At 68.5% G+C, this 18,693-nt stretch carries 22 protein-coding genes; 11 read left to right on the top strand and 11 right to left on the bottom strand.

All coding sequences use genetic code 11. The annotated features are described in order from the left end of the window. Positions 1-140 precede the first annotated feature (140 nt). Positions 141-1,331, top strand: coding sequence for a divergent polysaccharide deacetylase family protein (locus GGR11_RS09525; RefSeq protein WP_183197806.1), 1,191 nt, complete (start codon positions 141-143; stop codon positions 1,329-1,331). Beyond that, entirely contained in the window at positions 1,331-1,807 is a 477-nt protein-coding gene (locus tag GGR11_RS09520) for an RNA pyrophosphohydrolase (protein WP_183196526.1), read from the top strand. Before GGR11_RS09525 ends, GGR11_RS09520 begins: the two co-directional genes overlap by 1 nt. Positions 1,808-1,853: 46 nt before the next feature. Here GGR11_RS09520 and GGR11_RS09515 read toward each other — a convergent pair whose 3' ends face one another. Beyond that, positions 1,854-2,327 carry an Hsp20 family protein gene (locus GGR11_RS09515; protein ID WP_183196525.1) on the bottom strand — a complete coding sequence of 158 codons (474 nt, stop codon included), beginning with the start codon at positions 2,325-2,327 and terminating at the stop codon, positions 1,854-1,856. 256 nt (positions 2,328-2,583) lie between these two features. On the opposite strand from GGR11_RS09515, the gene GGR11_RS09510 reads away from it, so the two are divergent. The 3 genes from GGR11_RS09510 (at position 2,584) to GGR11_RS09500 (ending at position 5,438) form a co-directional block, all read left to right on the top strand. Next, positions 2,584-3,390, top strand: coding sequence for a class I SAM-dependent methyltransferase (locus tag GGR11_RS09510; protein WP_183196524.1), 807 nt, complete (start codon positions 2,584-2,586; stop codon positions 3,388-3,390). A 90-nt stretch (positions 3,391-3,480) separates the two neighbouring features. Then, positions 3,481-4,392 (top strand): class I SAM-dependent methyltransferase, encoded by a 912-nt coding sequence (locus GGR11_RS09505; protein ID WP_008261396.1) that lies wholly within the window; start codon positions 3,481-3,483, stop codon positions 4,390-4,392. Continuing rightward, complete coding sequence (locus tag GGR11_RS09500) at positions 4,389-5,438, top strand: alpha/beta fold hydrolase (RefSeq protein ID WP_183196523.1); 1,050 nt, start codon at positions 4,389-4,391, stop codon at positions 5,436-5,438. The genes GGR11_RS09505 and GGR11_RS09500 overlap by 4 nt, the downstream gene beginning before the upstream one ends. A gap of 16 nt (positions 5,439-5,454) precedes the next feature. Here GGR11_RS09500 and GGR11_RS09495 read toward each other — a convergent pair whose 3' ends face one another. The 3 genes from GGR11_RS09495 to GGR11_RS09485 form a co-directional block, all read right to left on the bottom strand. Continuing rightward, entirely contained in the window at positions 5,455-6,021 is a 567-nt protein-coding gene (locus GGR11_RS09495; protein WP_183196522.1) for a hypothetical protein, read from the bottom strand. A 76-nt stretch (positions 6,022-6,097) separates the two neighbouring features. Further along, positions 6,098-6,883 carry a histidinol-phosphatase gene (gene hisN, locus GGR11_RS09490; protein WP_183196521.1) on the bottom strand — a complete coding sequence of 262 codons (786 nt, stop codon included), beginning with the start codon at positions 6,881-6,883 and terminating at the stop codon, positions 6,098-6,100. Between the two features lie 65 nt (positions 6,884-6,948). After that, positions 6,949-7,341, bottom strand: a complete 393-nt coding sequence (locus GGR11_RS09485; protein WP_035309925.1) for a helix-turn-helix transcriptional regulator — start codon at positions 7,339-7,341, stop codon at positions 6,949-6,951. A 191-nt stretch (positions 7,342-7,532) separates the two neighbouring features. Here GGR11_RS09485 and GGR11_RS09480 point away from each other — a divergent pair, with 191 nt between their 5' ends. Next, positions 7,533-7,775 (top strand): GlsB/YeaQ/YmgE family stress response membrane protein, encoded by a 243-nt coding sequence (locus GGR11_RS09480; protein WP_008258823.1) that lies wholly within the window; start codon positions 7,533-7,535, stop codon positions 7,773-7,775. Between the two features lie 72 nt (positions 7,776-7,847). Here the strand turns inward: GGR11_RS09480 and GGR11_RS09475 are convergent, their stop codons facing one another. Both GGR11_RS09475 and GGR11_RS09470 read right to left on the bottom strand, forming a co-directional pair. Beyond that, entirely contained in the window at positions 7,848-8,276 is a 429-nt protein-coding gene (locus tag GGR11_RS09475) for a hypothetical protein (RefSeq protein ID WP_183196520.1), read from the bottom strand. 102 nt (positions 8,277-8,378) lie between these two features. After that, the gene (locus GGR11_RS09470; protein ID WP_183196519.1) at positions 8,379-8,924 is read right to left on the bottom strand and encodes a hypothetical protein; all 546 of its coding nucleotides are present in this window, start codon (positions 8,922-8,924) and stop codon (positions 8,379-8,381) included. A gap of 155 nt (positions 8,925-9,079) precedes the next feature. Here GGR11_RS09470 and GGR11_RS09465 point away from each other — a divergent pair, with 155 nt between their 5' ends. Continuing rightward, positions 9,080-10,738 carry a GNAT family N-acetyltransferase gene (locus GGR11_RS09465; protein WP_183196518.1) on the top strand — a complete coding sequence of 553 codons (1,659 nt, stop codon included), beginning with the start codon at positions 9,080-9,082 and terminating at the stop codon, positions 10,736-10,738. Positions 10,739-10,775: 37 nt separating this feature from the next. Further along, positions 10,776-11,936, top strand: a complete 1,161-nt coding sequence (locus tag GGR11_RS09460) for a kynureninase/PvdN C-terminal domain-containing protein (RefSeq protein WP_183196517.1) — start codon at positions 10,776-10,778, stop codon at positions 11,934-11,936. A 12-nt stretch (positions 11,937-11,948) separates the two neighbouring features. Here GGR11_RS09460 and bioB read toward each other — a convergent pair whose 3' ends face one another. The 4 genes from bioB to GGR11_RS09440 form a co-directional block, all read right to left on the bottom strand. Further along, complete coding sequence (gene bioB, locus GGR11_RS09455; protein WP_183196516.1) at positions 11,949-12,950, bottom strand: biotin synthase BioB; 1,002 nt, start codon at positions 12,948-12,950, stop codon at positions 11,949-11,951. Positions 12,951-13,021: 71 nt separating this feature from the next. Further along, on the bottom strand, positions 13,022-13,927 hold the full coding sequence (locus GGR11_RS09450) for a hypothetical protein (protein WP_183196515.1): 906 nt from the start codon (positions 13,925-13,927) through the stop codon (positions 13,022-13,024). A gap of 142 nt (positions 13,928-14,069) precedes the next feature. Continuing rightward, entirely contained in the window at positions 14,070-15,116 is a 1,047-nt protein-coding gene (gene obgE, locus GGR11_RS09445) for a GTPase ObgE (RefSeq protein ID WP_183196514.1), read from the bottom strand. Positions 15,117-15,166: 50 nt separating this feature from the next. Further along, the gene (locus tag GGR11_RS09440; RefSeq protein ID WP_183196513.1) at positions 15,167-15,478 is read right to left on the bottom strand and encodes a hypothetical protein; all 312 of its coding nucleotides are present in this window, start codon (positions 15,476-15,478) and stop codon (positions 15,167-15,169) included. A gap of 93 nt (positions 15,479-15,571) precedes the next feature. On the opposite strand from GGR11_RS09440, the gene GGR11_RS09435 reads away from it, so the two are divergent. Further along, positions 15,572-16,405 carry a hypothetical protein gene (locus tag GGR11_RS09435; RefSeq protein ID WP_183196512.1) on the top strand — a complete coding sequence of 278 codons (834 nt, stop codon included), beginning with the start codon at positions 15,572-15,574 and terminating at the stop codon, positions 16,403-16,405. A 1-nt stretch (position 16,406) separates the two neighbouring features. Here the strand turns inward: GGR11_RS09435 and ald are convergent, their stop codons facing one another. Next, positions 16,407-17,525 carry an alanine dehydrogenase gene (gene ald / locus GGR11_RS09430; protein ID WP_008262361.1) on the bottom strand — a complete coding sequence of 373 codons (1,119 nt, stop codon included), beginning with the start codon at positions 17,523-17,525 and terminating at the stop codon, positions 16,407-16,409. Positions 17,526-17,672: 147 nt separating this feature from the next. Between ald and GGR11_RS09425 the strand changes: the two genes are divergently transcribed. Both GGR11_RS09425 and GGR11_RS09420 read left to right on the top strand, forming a co-directional pair. Then, a complete protein-coding gene (locus GGR11_RS09425) occupies positions 17,673-18,149 on the top strand; it encodes an Lrp/AsnC family transcriptional regulator (protein WP_183196511.1) in 477 nt (158 codons plus the stop codon). A 45-nt stretch (positions 18,150-18,194) separates the two neighbouring features. Continuing rightward, positions 18,195-18,689 carry a hypothetical protein gene (locus GGR11_RS09420; RefSeq protein WP_183196510.1) on the top strand — a complete coding sequence of 165 codons (495 nt, stop codon included), beginning with the start codon at positions 18,195-18,197 and terminating at the stop codon, positions 18,687-18,689. Positions 18,690-18,693: the final 4 nt, after the last annotated feature.

Raw genomic sequence — 18,693 nt, 5'->3', positions numbered from 1 at the left:
GCATGTGAAAGAGCCGAAACGCCCCCGTCAACGCACGTTCCATGACAGGTCGCGATAGGAAAGGTCATGGTGAACCCGCCGTTAGGGTTTCTTAACCGGCGCGGTGCAAGACTGGGCGTGAAGGATTCCGCCCCGTGTCCATGTTCGCCAAACGCCAGTCCGCCCTCGCCGCCGCCGCCGGTTCTCCGCCCGCGGCGCGTGGAAAGCCGAGCCTGAAACCTGTCGTCGCCGCGCTGAAGAAGCCGCCGGTGATCGCGGGGCTTTCCGGCCTCTTCCTGCTGTCCGCGACGGCCCTGTTTCTGACCGTCCTCGGCGACCCGCGCGCCGGCACGCCTTCAGCCCGGATCGCCCTGCATCGTGAAGAGGCCGCGCCCGCCCCGGCCCCGACCGGGTTCGAGGCCTTCTCCATGGGGGCCATGGGCCTGTATCAGGACCTGACCGGAACCGGGGACCCCAGCGGCGCCGCAGGCGGCGAGGCGGTGATCACCCTGCCGGACGGGGCCACCGTCGCGGGCGGGGCCAGCTATAGCGCGCCCGTCCAGGCGGCGTCTCCGCTGCCCAAGGCCCCGATCGCCGGCCTGTCGCAACCCGGTCCCAGCGGCCCCCTGCCGATGATCGCGCCCGACGGCCGCGTTCCGGCCCAGGCCTATGCCCGGCCCTTCCGCTCGAACGGCAAGCCGCGCGTGGCCCTGATCGTCGGCGGCCTGGGGCTGAACGCCGTCACCACCCGCGCGGCCATCGAACGCCTGCCCCCCGAGGTGACGCTCAGCTTCGTGCCCTATGCCGACAATCTCCAGTCCTGGATCGACCAGGCTCGCGCCCAGGGCCATGAGGTCATGCTGGAAATGCCGATGGAGCCCAGCGGCTATCCCGACAACGACCCCGGCCCCTATACCCTGTTGGCCAGCGGAACCCCCGACGATGTTCACGCCAAGATGGACTGGCTGCTGGGCCGCGCTGTCGGCTATTTCGGCGTCACCAACTATCTGGGCGACCGGTTCGCGACCTCGGACACGGGGATGAACGCCTTCCTGTCGACCCTGCGCCAGCGCGGGATCGCCTTCCTCGACGACGGTTCGTTCCAGCGCCGTCCCGGCGCCTGGGCCCGCGCCAGCGCCGACAAGGTGATCGACCAGACCCAGTCCCCCGCCGCCATCATCGCCGCCCTGAACAGTCTGGAAGCCCAGGCCAAGCTGCGCGGCTCGGCCCTGGGGACCGGCTTCTCCTATCCGGTGACGGTCGAGGCCGCCGCCCGCTGGACCGCCGGTCTGGAACAGCGCGGCCTGCAACTGGCGCCGGCCTCGGCCATGACCCTGCGGCCCGGCCGTTAATGACCGACCTCAGTCTGTACCGCCCCAATGTCGGGGTCGTGCTGTTCAACGCCGACGGCCAGGTCTGGTACGGTCGCCGCCACGCCACGCCCGGCCCGCATAACTGGCAGTTTCCGCAAGGCGGCGTGGACGAGGGCGAGGATCTGCTGGCCGCCGCCCTGCGCGAACTGCGCGAGGAGACCGGGGTCGTCTCGGTCGAGTTCCTGGCGCGGACCGACGACTGGATCCTGTACGACTTCCCACCCGAGGCGATGAACAATCCCAAGGCCTGGCGCGGCTTCGTGGGTCAGCGGCAGCAGTGGTTCGCCTTCCGCTTCACCGGCGAAGAGAGCGAGATCGACCTGGCCGCCGACGACGAGATCGAGTTCGACGCTTGGCGCTGGGGTGCTCTGTCCGAGGCCTGCGACCTGATCGTGCCGTTCAAACGCCCGGCCTACGAACAGGTGGTAGCCGCCTTCGCGCACCTGACGACATAAAAAAAGGGCGGCGCGAACGCCGCCCTTTCCAGTTCGGATGGACCGATCAGGCCGCCTTGGCCTTGTCGGTTTTGCCCTCGATCAGGGGCTGGGCGCCGCCGATCTCGATGCGGCGGGGCTTCAGCGCCTCGGGCAGTTCGCGCTTCAGCGAAATCGACAGCAGGCCGTTGACCAGATTGGCCTCGCTCACGACCACATAGTCGGCCAGCTGGAAGCGGCGCTCGAAATCGCGCTCGGCGAGGCCGCGGTGCAGATAGGTCTTCTGCGCCTCGGCGTCGTCATTGGCGGTTTTGCGGCCGGTCACGGTCAGCAGGTTTTCCTTCACCTCGATATTCAGCTCGTCGGGAGAGAATCCGGCGACGGCGATCTCGATGCGATAGGCGTTCTCGCCCGTGGTCTCGATATTATAGGGCGGATAGCCGCCGTCCTGGCTGGTCCGCGCGGCGGTTTCCAGCAGATTGGCCAGACGGTCGAAACCGACGGCCGAACGGTACAGCGGGGTAAAATCATAGGTACGCATCAGCATCCTCCTGAGGATCAGCAAGGTTGAGCCGCCCGGCGGTTTGCCCGGACGGTAGGAGTTCAGCCCGGCGACCCGAAATCGGCGCCGTCGGTCTGGAGAGCCCGGAACCGGCGCTCTCGAGAGATGAAATGGGATGCGCCGAACCGGCGTCAAGGGGGCGGCCGTGCGCGACCAATCCCCGCGTCTCACGATCGTCATTTGCGCCGGCCGCTGCGCCCCGTATTGAAGATCACCCCGGATGAAGGAACACCCCATGCGTCTCGCCGCCTTCGGCCTCGCCGCCCTGCTGTCGACCGTCGCCGCGACGACGGCCGCTCAGTCTCAAACCGCCCCTACCCAGGGCGCCTGGACTCCGCCGCGCTCGGCCCTGTCCAGCGCCATCCCGAGCTTCGAGGAGGACACGGCGCTGCAAGCCGCCGTCGCCGCCGAGACCCGTCCCGCCGCCGACCGCGCCCGCGACGCCGCCCGCCGCCCTTACGAGGCTCTGACCTTCTGGGGCCTGACGCCCGGCATGACGGTGGTCGAGATCGAACCGGGCGGCGCCAGCTGGTGGCGGCATATCCTGGAGCCCTATGCGGCGGCGACGGGCGGCCGCTATGTCGGCGTCAACCGGCCCCTGGAGGGCATGGGGGTCGAGGCCGGCTCGGCCGATTTCATCCTGGTGGCCCGCGCCTTCCACAACTGGTCGCGCGACGGCCGCACCCAGCCCTATCTGAAGGCCTTCTACGCCGCCCTGAAGCCCGGCGGGATCCTGGCGGTCGAACAGCACCGCAGCGCCGAGGGGCTGAACGTCGCCGACGTCGCCTCGACCGGCTATGTGCCCGAAAGCTATGTGATCCACGAGGCCCAGGACGCCGGCTTCGTGCTGGAGGCCCGCAGCGAGCTGAACGCCAATCCCAGGGACGACCACGACCACCCGTTCGGCGTCTGGACCCTGCCGCCGGTGCGCCAGTCCCAGGCCCGCGACGGCTCGGCCGCCCTGACCCCCGATCAGCGCGCGACCTTCGATGCGGTCGGCGAAAGCGACCGCATGACCCTGCGTTTCCGCAAACCGGAATAGTCGGGTTTTGACCCGCGCCACGAACCTGCTTATGCCCGTTCGACCAAGGTTTGCCGGACACGGGGCCCGGCGTTCCGAGGGGGTGTTTTGATGGCTGCTCTTTCTGCGATTTCCAGCGACCCGTCGCGCCGGTTCCTGTTGTCCGGCGCCGCGGCTCTGGCCCTGATCGCCGTGGCCGGCTGCGGCCCCAAGAAGGAGGAGGCCCCCGAGGCGCCGCCCGCCCCCGCCGGTCCGCCCGAAGGATCGCTGGAATGGGCCGTCGCCGGGCCGTGGCGCGCCCAGGACCGGCCCCGCGACGCCTTCCGCCATCCGATGGAGACCCTGCGCTTCTTCGGGCTGCAACCGCGCATGACGGTGGTCGAATTCTGGCCCGGCAGCGGCTGGTACACCGAAATCCTGGCCCCCTATCTGACGCGGGGCCAGGGGACCTATATCGCCGCCCTGTTCCCGGAGGGGCCGACCGCCGATCCGGCCCAAGCCGCCCTGAACGCCGCCTTCCAGACCCGGTTCAGCGCCGACAAGAAACTGTATGGCGAGCCCCAGTTCACCACCTTCGGCGCCGCCTCCGGCCCGGTGGCTCCGGCGGGCACGGCCGACCTGTGCCTGTTCATGCGCACCCTGCACGGCTGGATGGCGGCCGGGATCGCCGAAAAGGCCTTCTCCGACGCCTTCGCCGCCCTGAAGCCCGGCGGCGTCCTGGGCGTCGAGCAGCACCGTCTGGCCCCGGAAGAGGACCAGGATCCGGTGGCCGCCAACGGCTATGTCCAGGAGGCCTTCGTCCGACAGCTGGCTGCAGAGGCGGGCTTCGTCTTCGTCGCCGCCTCCGAGGTCAACGCCAACGAGAAAGACACCAAGGACCATCCGTTCGGCGTCGACACCCTGCCGCCGACCCGCCTGACCGCCCCCCGCGGCGACCCCGCCGACCCCGCCTTCGACCGATCCAAATACGAGGAGATCGGCGAGAGCGACCGCATGACCTTGAAATTCAGGAAACCCGAGTGAACCGCGCTCAAGCCTTCGCCGCCAACGCACCCCTGATGGGGGTTCCGGGCGCGTCCTCGCCGCCGGGCGGCAAGGGCGACTGGTACCGTGGGGCCGGCGGCATGCGGCTGCGCGCCGCCCTGTGGACGCCGTCGCATCTGACCGCCGAAAAGCCGCGCGGCACGGTGGTGCTCAGCCCCGGCCGCACCGAACCGATCGAGAAATATTTCGAGGTCATCGGCAATTTCCTGGCGCGCGGCTGGTGCGTCCTGGCTCACGACTGGCGCGGCCAGGGTTTGTCGGCGCGGCTCTTGCCCGACCGCCTGAAGGGCCACGCCCGTGCGGTGGAAGAGTTTCTGGACGACTACGGCCGGCTGCTGGACGCCTTCGAGGCCCAGTGCCCCAAGCCCTGGATCATGGTCGGCCATTCGATGGGCGCCTGCCTGAACCTGTTGTCGCTGGAAGCCGGCGAGAGCCGGTTCTCGGGCGCGGTCCTGTCCAGCCCCATGCTGCGCATCAAGACCGGCAAACGGTCGATGTGGTCGGTCAAGCTGGCGGTCCGCTGGAACATCCGCCACGGCCATGCGGGCGACTATATCCTGGGCGACCCGGACGATCCGTTCGACCACACCTTCGCCGAGGACGCCCTGACTTCGGACGAGGCCCGCTACGAGATGTGGCGCCAGCAGCTGTACGCCTGCCCCCACCTGGCCATCGGCGGCCCCACCTACGGCTGGCTGGCCTTCGCCCTGGACGCCGGCGAGCGGGCGCTGAAGCCCAAGGCCCTGAAAGCGGTCAAGATACCGGTCGCCATCGTCCAGGCCGACAATGACGACGTGGTGTGGAAACAGACCAACCGCTGGGCCGCCAAACGCCTGGGCCGCGGCCGCTATGTCGAGGTCCCCGGCGCCCTGCACGAGGTGATCATGGAAGCCGACGACAAGCGCGCCGTCTTCCTGGACGAGTTCGACGCCATGGCCGACTACGTCTCGCCGATCCCGGACCTGTCCCCTGTCGCCGACCCTGCCGCCCGCACCGAGGACGTCACCGGAGAGACGGTGGCTTAGGGACGCTTCTCCCGCCTCAGGTGGCCAGGGTGCGCCAGCGTCGGTCGATGGTCTGCGTGATCCCGCAGAGCTGCAGGAAGGCCACCGCCACGCCCGGGCCGGCGTCAGACTTGACCAGCAAGGGCAAGACCAGCCAGTCGCGCGGGAAACGCATCACCATCACATCGTCGCTGGATCGGAGATGCGGGCAGTATTTCATCGAGCGATCGACGCATCGCCGATGCAGCGGCGATATAGAGCCGGCGTCGATCAAGACTTGGTCGTCGCCGATGTCCGCCCGCACCTGGCCGCCGCGCGCCCGAAGCTGGCCGGCGCATCGCCGCGTCGCCACCTGGGTCCATCGATCGCTTTGATCGGTCGTCTCGCCGCACATGGGACAGAGCATTCGCGCGACGGAGAGTCGCTGGCGGACAAGGTGATTTTTGGAATACTGCGGCTTGCCCCGGCCAGGGGCGCTGGCCTGGATCAGGGCCAGGCGCCGGCCGATGGTTTCGCAGGGCGCGGCGCCGAGGATGTCCTCGCCGCTCCAACTGGTGACCCAGGGGACGTCGACGCCGACGACCAAGCTAGACAGTCCAGGCATCGCCGACCTCGCTAGGCGGTGACAAGAGGCGTCTTACGAAGACAGGTCAATCCGGTTTGCGGCCGACCGGCGTGATCTAGATGGCCGCGCGCTTCAGCGTCACCAGCGCCTGGTCGATCAGGCGGGAGTCGCCGACGGCGAGGATCTGGCCGGTGTTGTCCGGGGCGGCGCCGCGCCAGTTGACGACCTGGCCGCCGGCGGCCTCGATCACCGGCACCAGGGCGGACCAGTCCCAGGACTTCAGGCTGGTCTCGGCCACCAGGTCCATCTGGCCCGCCGCCACCATGGCGTAGGCATAGGCGTCGCAGCCCAGGCGGGCCAGGCGGGCGGCGGCGCGCACCTGGGTCCAGGCGCCCAATTCGGCGCCGTTGAAGATGTCGGGGTCGGTGGTCGAGATGACGGCGTCGGTCAGGTGTTCGCAGGCCCGCACGGCCAGGGGCCGCTCGGTCGCGCCGCGCAACAGGCGGGCGCCGGACGGGCCGCCGATGAAGATCTCGTCCAGATAGGGCTGGGCGATCAGGCCCACAGTCGGCCTATCGGCGACGCGCAGGGCGATCAGGGTGGTCCACAGCGGCAGGCCCGAGATGAAGGCCCGCGTCCCGTCGATGGGGTCCAGAACCCAGACATGCTCGGCGTCCGGCCGGTCCTCGCCGTATTCCTCGCCGATCACGCCGTGGTCGGGATAGCGGGCGGCGATCAGGCGGCGGATCGCGGCCTCGGCCTGTTTGTCCCCCTCGGTGACAGGGTCGAAGCCCGCCGCTCCGCCCTTGTCCTCATGCCCGATGCCCGAGCGGAAGAAGGGCAGGGTGACGCGCGCGGCCTCGTGCGCAAGCTCCACCGCGAAGGATTCGAATTCGATCATGGGCGCTCTTAGCGCGGATCGCCCCGTCCAGAGAACCCCGGCCGCAACGCCTGCGCCCTATTCGTTCAGGCGACCGCGTCGTTGACGTCGTGCAGGGACTTGGCCAGGTCCAGCAGGCGTCGGCGCGGGCGTTCGCCCAACTGGTAGTAGGCCTGGATCAGGTCCAGCGTCTCCTTGCGCGAGAACATCTCGCCCCCTCCGGCGGACGTTCCCGGCGCCGCGTCCTTGCGCTCCAGCGCCTCGGTCACGCCGTCGTAGAAATAGCTGACCGGCGTCTCCAGCGCCTCGGCCAGTTGCCACAGACGGGCGGCCGAGATGCGGTTGGCGCCGCATTCGTATTTCTGGATCTGCTGGAAGCGGATGCCGACCTGAACGGCCAACTGCTGCTGGGTCAGGCCCAGCAGGCGGCGGCGGCGACGCAGGCGGCGGCCCAGGTGGAGATCGATGTCGGTGGCCATGACCCTCAATGCCTTATCTGAAGACCTGTCCCGACACGGGACGGTTCGCTCGTCACGCCGCAATCCGCGTGCCGCAGGTCGCGTCAGGGGCGAGTTTCGCGGCTCATCGAACTCTGCATGTCGTGATCGCAACCCAATCCGGCCGCGTGCATTTACTCCCCAGCTTGGCTTCACAGGAAGGAACCTACACCATGGGCATTATCGCCTGGATCATCATCGGCATCGTTGCGGGCTGGCTCGCGGAACAGATCATGGGCCGCAACCACGGCCTGATCACCAATCTGATCGTCGGCGTCATCGGCGCCCTGATCGGCGGCTTCGTCGCCAATGCGCTGGGCTTCGCCTGGGGCGGCTGGATCGGTTCGACCATCGTCGCCACCATCGGCGCCATCATCCTTCTGTTCCTTCTGGGTCTGGTCAAGCGTCGCGCTTGATCGTCCCTCTGGACTGAGAATGAACGAAAGGGCGGCTCGCGAGAGCCGCCCTTTTTGTATGTTTCGACCGGCTTATTGCGCCACCGGGGCGGGTCGGAAGTCGCCCTGCGCGGCGATCAGGACGCCGCCCTGCACCGTGGCGGCGTCGGCGGGCAGCAAGCGGGTCGATCCGTCGGGCAGACGGATCAGATAGCCGTCGACACGGCCGCCCGACCCTCGACTGACGCCCACGACCTGGCCCAGGGCCTCTCCGCTCGATCCCCGCGCCGTTGCGCCGACGGCGACCTCGGCGGGGGCGTCTTCCGAGCGGGCAGGGGCTTCGGAAGGCGTATCGGCAAGGCGCGAGGGCGGCGCTTTGTCCTGACCATCGGCCTGAGGCGACGCAGTTTGAGCCGACGCGGTTTGGGCCCACGCGGTTTGGGCCCACGCGGTTTGGGCCCACTCGGTTTGGGCCAGGACGGCTGCGGCCGCCAGGGCCGCGAGGGTTGCGAAACGCATCATGGAACGGTCCTTCCTGTCAGGTGACAATGGAAAAGGCGGCCGGGATGTCCCGGCCGCCTTCTCGACGTCTGTGGCTCAGGCTCGAGCCCCGGCGGTCATGGATCAGCGCTGGGGCTGGTCGCTGGTCGGCGGGGCCATCGGGTCGCTGCTGCCCGACGGATCGGCAGGCTCGGTCGTGGTGGGTTCCGTGGGGGTCGGCCCAGTCGGGGCCGGTTCGGCCGTCATCGGATCGGCAGGCTCGGCGGGCATGGCCGAAGGATCGGCAGCGGGGGCGGGCGCCGTTGCAGCGGACGGAGCCGGCGGCGCGCCAGGGATCGGGGCGGCGGCGTCGTACTCGGTCTTGGTATAGGCCACCACCACATTGGCGCCATCCTGGCGGATGCCGTTCAGCGGCACGGGGCGAAGCTGGCCGTCGGCGCCGCGAACTGTCAGTTCCTGGGCGCCCGAGGCGTTGTTCTGAACGCCTTCCAGCTTGCCCAGTTCGCCGTCGGGACCGTGCACCGAAGTGCCGGGCGTCAGCGACAGGCTGGGCTGAGCGGGGGCGTCTTGGGTTGCGGGGGCCGCGGGAGCGATTTCCTGCGCCAGGGCGGGCGAGGCGATCAGGAAGGCGGCGGCGGCGCTGCTCAGAATGGCGGTCTTGAAGTTCATGGGAGAACATCCGGTTGCACGGGCCCGGCGCCCGCAATCATCAAACCCACCATGTTTCGGATTGTTTCATCGGCCCCAAAATGACCCTGAACCTGCCCCGGTTGGACGATTCCTGGTCTAAGGTGAGGCATTGCGTCGAATCGGCAGGAGGCCGCGTGAATCGCCGGAACGCCTATGTCCCCGGCCTGCTGCGCAGGCTGTTGGGGCTCGCCTATGAGCTGACCCCTCAGGTTTTCGCCGTGGTGGCCTTCTGCGCCGGGGCGCTGATGCTCATTTCGGCGGTGACGCCCGAGTTCGACGACCGATTGCGGCAACTCACCGGCGTCGTGTCGCCGATCCTGATCGACCTGTCCCATTTCGTGGCCAGCATCGCCGGCTTCATGCTGATCCTGCTGTCGGCCGGTCTGTGGCGACGGCGGCGCGGCGCCTATTGGGCGGCCCTGGCGGTTCTGGCCGTCGGGGCGGTGTTTTCGGTTCTGAAGGGGCTGGACTGGGAAGAGTCCTTCGACCTGGCGCTCGTCGCCGCCCTGCTGGCGCCGTGCCGCACGGCCTTCAACCGTCGCTCGCGTCTCAGCGAGCCCCTGCGGCCGGGCTGGCTGCTGCTGCTGATCGCGGTGGTGGGCTCGATGCTGTGGTTGGGCTTCTTCGCCTATCGCGACGTGGCCTATTCCGACGAGCTGTGGTGGCGGTTCCTGGTCGATCGCCAGGCTTCCGGCTTCCTGCGGGCGGGGCTTGTCCTGTCCCTGCTGACCCTGCTGGTGGCGGGGCGGTCCCTGCTCAGCTCGCCGGGCGCGGACAGTCACGGGCCGGCCTCGAAGGACCAGATCGAACGCGCCCGCATCGCCCTGGAGACGGCGGAAGAGGCCACGCCCGAGGCCTGGCTGGCCATGCTGGGCGACAAGGCCCTGTTGTTCAGCCCCTCGGGTCGCAGCTTCCTGGCCTATCGGGTGCGGGGACGGCGCTGGATCGCCATGGGCGAACCGGCAGGGGCGCTAGCGGAACGCCAGGAGCTGTTGTGGGCCTTCACCGAACTGGCCGACAGCTACGGCGGTGCGGCGGTCTTCTATTCGGTCGGGGACGACATCCTCAGCGAACTGGCGACCATGGGCCTGGCCATGCGCAAGGTCGGCGAGACGGCGGTGATCCGCACCGAGGCCTTCGCCCTGGAGGGCAAGAGCAAGCAGAACCTGCGCACGGCCGTGAACCGGGCCGAACGCGAGGGGGCCAGTTTCGACATCCTGCCCGCCGGCGCCGCCAGGGCGCTGGAGCCCGAGCTGAAGGCGATTTCGGACGCCTGGATGAGCCTGCACAACGGGGCGGAGAAGTCCTTCTCCCTGGGCCGGTTCGACATCGACTATCTGAATCTGACGCCGTTGGCCGTGGTGCGCCAGGGTGAGCGGATCGTGGCCTTCGCCAATCTGCTGGTCACGCCGGGCGAGGCGGCGGTGGACCTGATGCGCTATACGCCGGACGCACCGCATGGGGTGATGGACTATCTGTTCATCCGCTGCGTCCAGTGGGCCAAGGCCGAGGGGATCGCCACATTCGACCTGGGCATGGCGCCCCTGGCCGGGCTGGAGGACCGTAGGGTCGCCCCCGTCTTCGCCCGCGTCGGCGCCCTGGTGTTCGAAGAGGGCGGGGCCCTGTACGGCTTCCAGGGGCTGCGCAGCTACAAGGCCAAGTTCGCGCCGGACTGGAAGGCCAGGTTCATCGCTGCGCCCGTATCCACCCCCCTGCCCCTGGCCCTGCTGGACGTGGCCCTGCTGACCAGCGGCGGGTGGCTGGGCATGTTGGGCTTGCGCAAGGGCCGCTGATATCGACGGGCGGGGCCGAAGCGGTCATGGTGCGCCCATGTCGTTCAAGCCCCTCTTTTCCCGCGCCCTGGCCCTCGCGCCTGAGCGTCTGCATTTCGCCGCCCACAGCCATCACCTTTGGCCTGATGTCAGTTTCGACGCCCAGCAACAGGCCTGGCTGGACGCCAATCTGCACGCTGACCGCAAGTGGGACCTGATCTTCGACGAGGTCATCCCCCAGGCCCAGGCCGAGGTGGCGGCTGAACTGAAGCTGGCCTCGCCCGACAGCGTGATCTTTTCGTCCAACACCCACGACCTGCTGCTGCGGGTCTTTTCCGCCTTCGAAACCCAGCCGGTCCGCATCCTGTCCACGGACGGCGAGTTCCACTCGTTCCGGCGTCAGGCCGAGCGCTGGGAAGAGGCGGGTCAAGCCGTGGTCACCCGCGTGCCCCTGGCGCCCTTCGACACCTTCGCCGAACGGTTCGTCGCGGCGGCCCGATCCGGTGAGTATGACTGGATCCTTGTCAGCCAGGTCTTCTTCCGCACCGGCGGCCTCTTCGACGGAATCGAGGATCTGGCCGGTCTGACCCGGCCCGAGGGTCCCTGGGTCCTGATTGACGGCTACCATGGCTTCATGGCGACCCCGACGGATCTGTCCGCCGTGGCGGACCGGGTCTTCTACGTCGGCGGCGGCTATAAATACGCCATGGCGGGCGAGGGGGCCTGTTTCCTGCACGCCCCCGACGGGTTCGCGCCCCGGCCGGTGGTCACGGGCTGGTTCGCCGAGTTCGGGGATCTGTCCGGTCCGCCGGGCGGGGTCCAGTACCGCTCGGACGGCGGCCGGTTCTGGGGCGCGACCTTCGACAGTTCGGCCCTGTACCGTTTCAACGCCGCACGCCGGATGCTGAGCGACGCCGGGCTGACCACGGCGGACGTGGCGGACCACAGTCGGGCGCTGGCGATGCAATTCCAGGCGGCGCTTCAGGCCGGAGAGGCCGGCGTAATCAGCGCGGCGGAGATCCTCAATCCTGTCCAGGGCGATGCGCCCCGCGCCCGTTTCCTGGCCCTGCGCCACGACGACGCCCAGGCCTGGCGGGCGAACCTGCTGGCCGCCGGGGTGGTGACGGACGTGCGCGACGACGTGATCCGGTTCGGCTTCGGCCTGTATCAGGACGCCGCCGACGTGGATCGGCTGATCGCGGCCTGCCGGACGATCTGAAACCCGACCGGGTCAGGCCATGGGTTGCAGATCCAGCAGGGCGAACAGGCGGGCGTCTTCGTCCTGTTCCGGGTTGGGGGTGGTCAGCAGCTTGCCGCCGACGAAGATCGAGTTGGCGCCGGCCAGGAAACACAGGGCCTGCATCTCCGGGCTCATGGTCTCGCGCCCTGCCGATAGCCGGACCATGGCCCGCGGGCAGACCAGACGTGCAACGGCGACGGTGCGGACGAATTCGATCGGATCGATCTCACCCAGTTTCAGCACCCGCTCCCCCAGAGGCGTCCCCGTGACAGGAACCAGGGCGTTGACCGGCAGGCTGTCGGGGTGGGCGGGCAGGGTGGCCAGTGCGTGCAGCAAACCGGCCCGGTCCCGCCGCGCCTCGCCCATGCCGACGATCCCGCCGCAGCAGGTATTCATCCCCGCCTCCCGAGCATGCGCCAGTGTCTCCAGCCGGTCGCGATAGCTGCGAGTGGTGACGACCTCGGCGTAATAGTCCGGGCCGGTATCCAGGTTGTGGTTGTAGTAATCGAGGCCGGCCTCTTTCAGCTGACGCGCCTGGTCGGCCGTGAGCATGCCCAGAGTGGCGCAGGTCTCCAGGCCTAGGGCTTTCACGCCGGCGATCATGCTCGCCAACTTCGGCGTGTCGCGGTCCTTCAGCTCCCTCCAGGCCGCACCCATGCAGAAGCGGCTGGCCCCGCCGGCCTTGGCCGCCATGGCCTCAGCGATGACGGCGCTCGGCTCCATCAGCTTCTCGGCCTTTAGGCCGGTCTGGAAACTGGCCGACTGAGAGCAGTAGCCGCAATTCTCGGCACAGCCGCCGGTCTTGATCGACAGCAGCTGCGACTTCTGGACCTGATTGGGGTCGAACCAGCGGCGATGGACCGTGGCCGCCTCGTAGACCAGTTCCATGAAGGGGCGGGCGAACAGCGCCTCGACCTCCTTCAGGGTCCAATCGTAACGAGGCAAGGCGGCGTCGCGATGCGCGACGACCGAGTGGGAAAGATCATCAGCCATATCGCCTCGCTATCACTTCGCCCGATCAATGCAAGGCTGTACGCAAGGGCGGAAATAGCCGCCGCCGTCTGTCAGAAGAAGGTTGTGTCGTCCTGTTTCTTGGGCTGGGGCGCGGCGCGCGGCGTCGTCGCCGGCGGCGTTTGGCGCGGCGTCGCGGTGCGGGGCGGCGTGTTCGGCGACTGTCCGCCGGGCGTCTGGCCGTTCGCAGGCGGGATCGCAGGCAGGGCCGGATAGGGCATGGCCGGGGTCTGGCCCGCTTCGGCCGGACTTCCGTCGCCCGGATAGGCTTCCGCCGCCGGGAGGTCGTCGACCGGCGTCGCCTGACCCACGCGGTCGGGCGCGTTCAGGTCGTCGCGGATGAAGGCCCAGGACCGACTGTCGGCGCAACCGCAGGCCTTCAGGAAGCCGTCGCGGTCACGCCACAGGATCAACGGATAGGTGATGTGCACCCCGGCGTCGCTGAGCAGGGCGGTCAGGCGTTCGTCAAACTGGCGGCTGGCGTCCACCACGGCCGAGCGGGCCAGATTGCCGTCCGCCTGGGGGATGCCGGCGGCGGTCCAGTTCCGCGCGGGCGTCGCCGTCCAGCGTTGGTACAGGGACCAGTCGCGGGTCAGCCACAGTTCCGCGATCGTGGCTCGTTCGGCGGCGGTGGACTGGGCTAGACCCTCGCGGTCGGCGCGGGCGAACAGGATGACGCGCGGCTCGACCCCTGCGGCCTGCAGCTTGGCGACTTCCTCCTGCTCATACCGCTGGGCCGACGCGCTGTCGCGATAGCCGACGATATAGAGGGGTTCGCCCCCGCCGCCGCCCGACACCCACGAGGCCTCGTCGAGCAGTTGCTGGATCTGGGCCTGGTTACGGCTGATCGCGACCGGCTGGAACCGCGAATAGAAGTTCCAGTAGGCCCAATAGCCGACCCCCGCCAGGATCAGGCCGATCAAGGCGGCCAGGGCGGACCATATGAGGAATCGACGCATGGGGGAGGAGTGCTCCAGCTTCACCGTTGGCACGGCTTAACGCATAGCATCGAAAACCGTTGTCCGCTCATTTGCACAACGGGTTTTCCGGCGAAGTCACCCAAGTGACGCTCGCACGCCACACCCGCTCACCGGAGGCCCCCTAAGGCTGCCAGCCCGAGGTCTGGTCGACGTCGCTGTCGCCGGCCAGGGCGCCCCGGGTCTTCTTCACCTCGGCCCAGGCGGCGCGCAGCAGGGCCGCCACGCCTTCGCCCGACACGCCGGAGACCAGCATGGGCCGACGACCGGCGACGGCCTCCAGCTCGGCCGCCTTCTCCTCGCGCGCCTCGGGCGTCAGGGCGTCGATCTTGTTCAGGGCCAGGATCTCGGCCTTTTCGGCCAGACCTTCGCCATAGGCTTCCAGCTCGCCCCGGATGATCCGGTAAGCCCCGGCCACATCGTCCTGGGTGCCGTCGATCAGGTGGATCAGGCTGGCCGAGCGCTCGACATGGCCCAGGAAGCGCGTGCCCAGGCCCGCGCCCTCGCTGGCGCCCTCGATCAGGCCGGGGATGTCGGCGATGACGAACCGTTCGGACGGCGACAGGTCCACCATGCCCAGATTGGGCGCCAGGGTGGTGAAGGGATAGTCGGCGATCTTGGGCTTGGCGGCGCTGGCGGCCGAGAGGAAGGTGGACTTGCCCGCGTTGGGCAGGCCTGCCAGGCCGATGTCGGCGATCAGCTTCAGCCGCAGCCAGATCCAGCGTTCCTGCCCGTCCTGGCCGGGGTTGGCGTAGGTCGGCGCCTGGTTGGTCGGTCCCTTGAAACGCACATTGCCCCACCCGCCGTTGCCGCCCTTCAGCAGCAGCTCGATCTTGCCGGGCTTGTCCATGTCGAGGAGCACGGTCTCCTTGTCCTCGTCCAGCACCTGGGTGCCGACCGGCACCTTCAGATGCACGTCCTCGCCCTTGCCGCCGTGCATCTGGCGGCCCTGGCCGTGGTGGCCGGTCTGGGCCTTGAAATGCTGCTGGTAGCGATAGTCGATCAGGGTGTTCAGCCCCTCGACCGACTCGATCCAGACGTCGCCGCCCTTGCCGCCGTCGCCGCCGTCGGGGCCGCCGTTGGGAATGAATTTCTCGCGTCGAAACGACACGGAGCCCGCGCCGCCGTTGCCGGAGCGGATATATATCTTGGCCTGGTCGAGGAACTTCATCGCGGGCTTATGCCGCAAGACGACGGCGAATTACAGGCGTGACCTTCGGTTCAGCGTGTCTCGAACGTCAGGGTGATTTCGCGCATCCCTGCCTGACCGGATTGAGCCCGGCCAGTCCTGACCCCGCGCAGGGCTTCGCGGCCGAAACCCTGGCCGACCGGCGTCTCGGACACGATCAGGCAACTCGTGGGGATACCATTGGCCGTGAAGTCGCACCGGAGAACCACGACGCCGGATTTCACGCCCGTCTCCAGCGCCTTGGCGGGCATTTCAATGCGGGGCGGAGTTTCCCAAACCACGGGCGGCGCTGAAGCCGTGGCCTGGGCGGTTGTCAGGGCGGCCAGGAGAGCGAACAGGATCATGCTTCAGAGCTAGATGACCACGCCTGTCGTCGCAACCCCCGATTTTACTGTCTGCTTCCTGACCGAGCTGTGGTGTTCATGGAGCGTTAAGCGTTGCAGACGAGATTCTCGGTCATGAACGTGTCCAGCGCGACATCCATGACCAGCGTCCTGGCCGAGGGCCGGGTCCAGCGCGAAAAACAGGCGCAGGAGCGCGCCGAGGCCAGGCTGCGCGATGCGCGCTCCGCTGTGGAAACGTTGAAACAGCGCAACACCGCCGCCGCTAAGGACGGCCAGGAACAGCGCAAGGCAGCCGCCAAGCAGAAGATCGAACAGATCAAGGCCCGCATCCGCATGTTGCAGATGAGCGGCTCGGCCGATCCCAAACTGCTGGCCCAGTTGGCGAAGGAACTGAAGTCCGCGGTCAAAATGTACGGCGGATCGGGCGGCGCGTCGGCGGAGATCGGCGGCGCCGACGTCGGTTCTTCGGCGGCCTCCAATGCGGCGCCGGCGGCGGGGGCGGACCCCAGCGTGGGCGCGACCGAGACCGCGTCGACGGAGACGCCCATCGCGGCGGAGCCTCCCGCCCCGCCCGCGAATGAGGATGCTGCGGCGCCCAAGGGTGAGGGCGAGGGCGAGAAAAATCCCGAAACCACCAAGTCTGAAGACAATCCGTATCGGCGCATGGCGGCGGAAGCCCAAGCGCGCGTCGCTGAGCAGTCACGACGCGGGGCGGCGCAGCAGGAGGATCGCGACTTCCTGTCCGACGCCCGCAATCTGGCGAGCCAGATCAAGAGCATGGCGAAGCGGGCGCAGCACCAGGCCGAGACCGACCCCGCCCTGCGCCAGCACGCCGACCAAGCGGAGCAGGCTGCAACCGAGGCCGTTCGGGCGATTGAGAGCGCCGGCCGCGATCTGGGCGCGGCCGGGGTCTCCCTGACGGTCTAGATCAGCCGCGCGCCCAGACGCCGAACGGATCGCTCCATTCCAGGCCAAGGGCCTGGGCCACGGCCGGATAGGTGATCTCGCCCTTCAGCACGTTCAGGCCACGCGCCAGGTGGGGATCGGCCTTCAGGGCGTCCAGACCCTTGTCGGCCAGGGCCAGGCCGAAGGGCAGGGTGGCGTTGTTCAGGGCTTCGGAGCTGGTGCGGGGCGCGGCGCCCGGCATGTTGGCGACGCAATAATGGACCACGCCGTCGATGACATAGGTCGGGTCCTCGTGGGTCGTGGCGTGCGAGGTCTCGAAACAGCCGCCCTGGTCGATGGCCACGTCGATCAGGACCGATCCCGGCTTCATCGTCTTCAGATGTTCGCGCTTGACCAGTTTGGGGGCCGATGCGCCCGGCACCAGGACGGCGCCGATCACCACATCGGCCTTGATCAGTTCTTCTTCGATGGCGCCGATCGACGAATAGCGGGTGATGACCCGGCCGCCGGTGATTTCGTCGATATAGGCCATGCGCGGGATCGAGCGTTCCAGCACCACCACCTCGGCGCCCAGGCCCATGGCCATCCGCGCCGCGTTCAGGCCGACGACGCCGCCGCCCAGCACCAGCACCCGCGCCGGCGCCACGCCCGGAACGCCGCAGAACAGCAGGCCCATGCCGCCGTTGTGCTTCAGCAGGGTCTCTGCGGCCGAGAAGACCGCGATCCGCCCCGCCACTTCCGACATGGGCGCCAGCAGCGGCAGGCCGCCGCGCGCATCGGTCACGGTCTCATAGGCGATGGCGGCGCATTTCGACGCCAAGAGGCCCTTGGTCTGTTCCGGGTCGGGGGCCAGGTGCAGATAGGTGTAGAGGATCTGGTCCTCGCGCAGCATCTCCCACTCGACCTTCTGCGGCTCCTTGACCTTCACGATCATGTCGTTGTTCGCAAAGATGGTCGCCGCGTCGGCGACCAGGGTCGCGCCCGCCTTTTCGTAGTCGGCGTCGGTGAAACCGGCGCCCAGGCCGGCGCCGGTCTGGACCGAGACCGCATGGCCATGGGCCACATATTCGCGCACCGCCGTCGGCGTCAGGCCGACACGGTGTTCATTCTTCTTGATTTCGCTGGGAACGCCGACGCGCATGGGGAACCTCTCCGGAAATAAGGGGAACGTCCGTCTCTGCGGGCGGATCGCCATTGCGTCACATATAGCGCCGAGCGGCTCGCAGAATCCTGTTCATTTTGCGATCTGATCGCCGTACATGCGCAGTATCTGCGATGGATTGACGAAATGAAGACTGTTTCCGCCGTCGAACTGGATGGAACCGACAGGAAGATGCTCCGCCTGCTGCAACAGGACGGACGGATGACCAATGCCGATCTGGCGCGCCAGGTGGCCTTGTCCGAAAGCGCCTGCCTGCGTCGTTTGCGGGCCCTGGAGGCGGCGGGGGTGATCGATCACTATGCGGCGGTGATCAGTGAACGGGCCGTGGGCCTGCCGATCAGCGTCTTCGTCACCGTCACCCTGTCGTCCCAGTCCGAGGCGGTTCTGACCGCCTTCGAACAGGCCGTGGCCGCCGCCCCCGAGGTGATGGAATGCTATCTGATGACCGGGGGCGCCGACTATCTGCTGCGGCTGGTGGTGCGCGACGTCGACGATCTGGAACGGGTCCACGCCAAGACTCTGACCCGGCTTCCGGGGGTGCACCGCGTGTCGTCCAGCGTCGCGATGCGCTCGGTGGTCAAGCGCGGGGCCTTGCCGGTGTGACCGGTGGTTCCCAGATCGAATGGGGACATCTGGTCTGGGGGATATATGGATCGCGACGGTTTGATCTGGTTCGGCCTGGCGATCACCGCCGCCTTGGTCGCCATGCCAGGGGTGCTGGCGGGCGGACTGCCGCTGCTGCCGCTGTTTCTCGTCTGCCTCGGCCTGGCCTGTACTCTCCATTCGGGCAGTCGCCGTCTGGTCGTGAGCGCGACCCTACGCCTGCTGTCGCGCGGCGCCTTAAGGACCGCCGTCATTGTGCTGGGCGCCGTGATGCTGATTCAGCTTCTGCCGCTTGAAATGGCGCTGTTCATGGCCGGCGACGTCCTGGCCTATGTCGAGGTGCTGGCGGCTGTCGGACTGATCGCGGCGAACGCCCGCGTCCGGGTCATACGAGGGCTGATCGGTGCGAAGGCGGATCAGTGGCGGGCCGCAGTCCGGCGTCGGATCGCCAATCGCATGCCACGGGTCGCGCGTCCTGCGGCCCGACGTCGCCCGCCGGCGCCGGATGACGACCCGGCGGCCGGTTGGGCCTTCGCCTGACCCC

Origin of the sequence: Brevundimonas mediterranea (genome assembly GCF_014196125.1) — a bacterium.
In the GTDB taxonomy this organism is placed as follows: Bacteria; Pseudomonadota; Alphaproteobacteria; order Caulobacterales; family Caulobacteraceae; genus Brevundimonas; species Brevundimonas mediterranea.
This window is presented reverse-complemented; position numbering and strand designations above follow the sequence as displayed.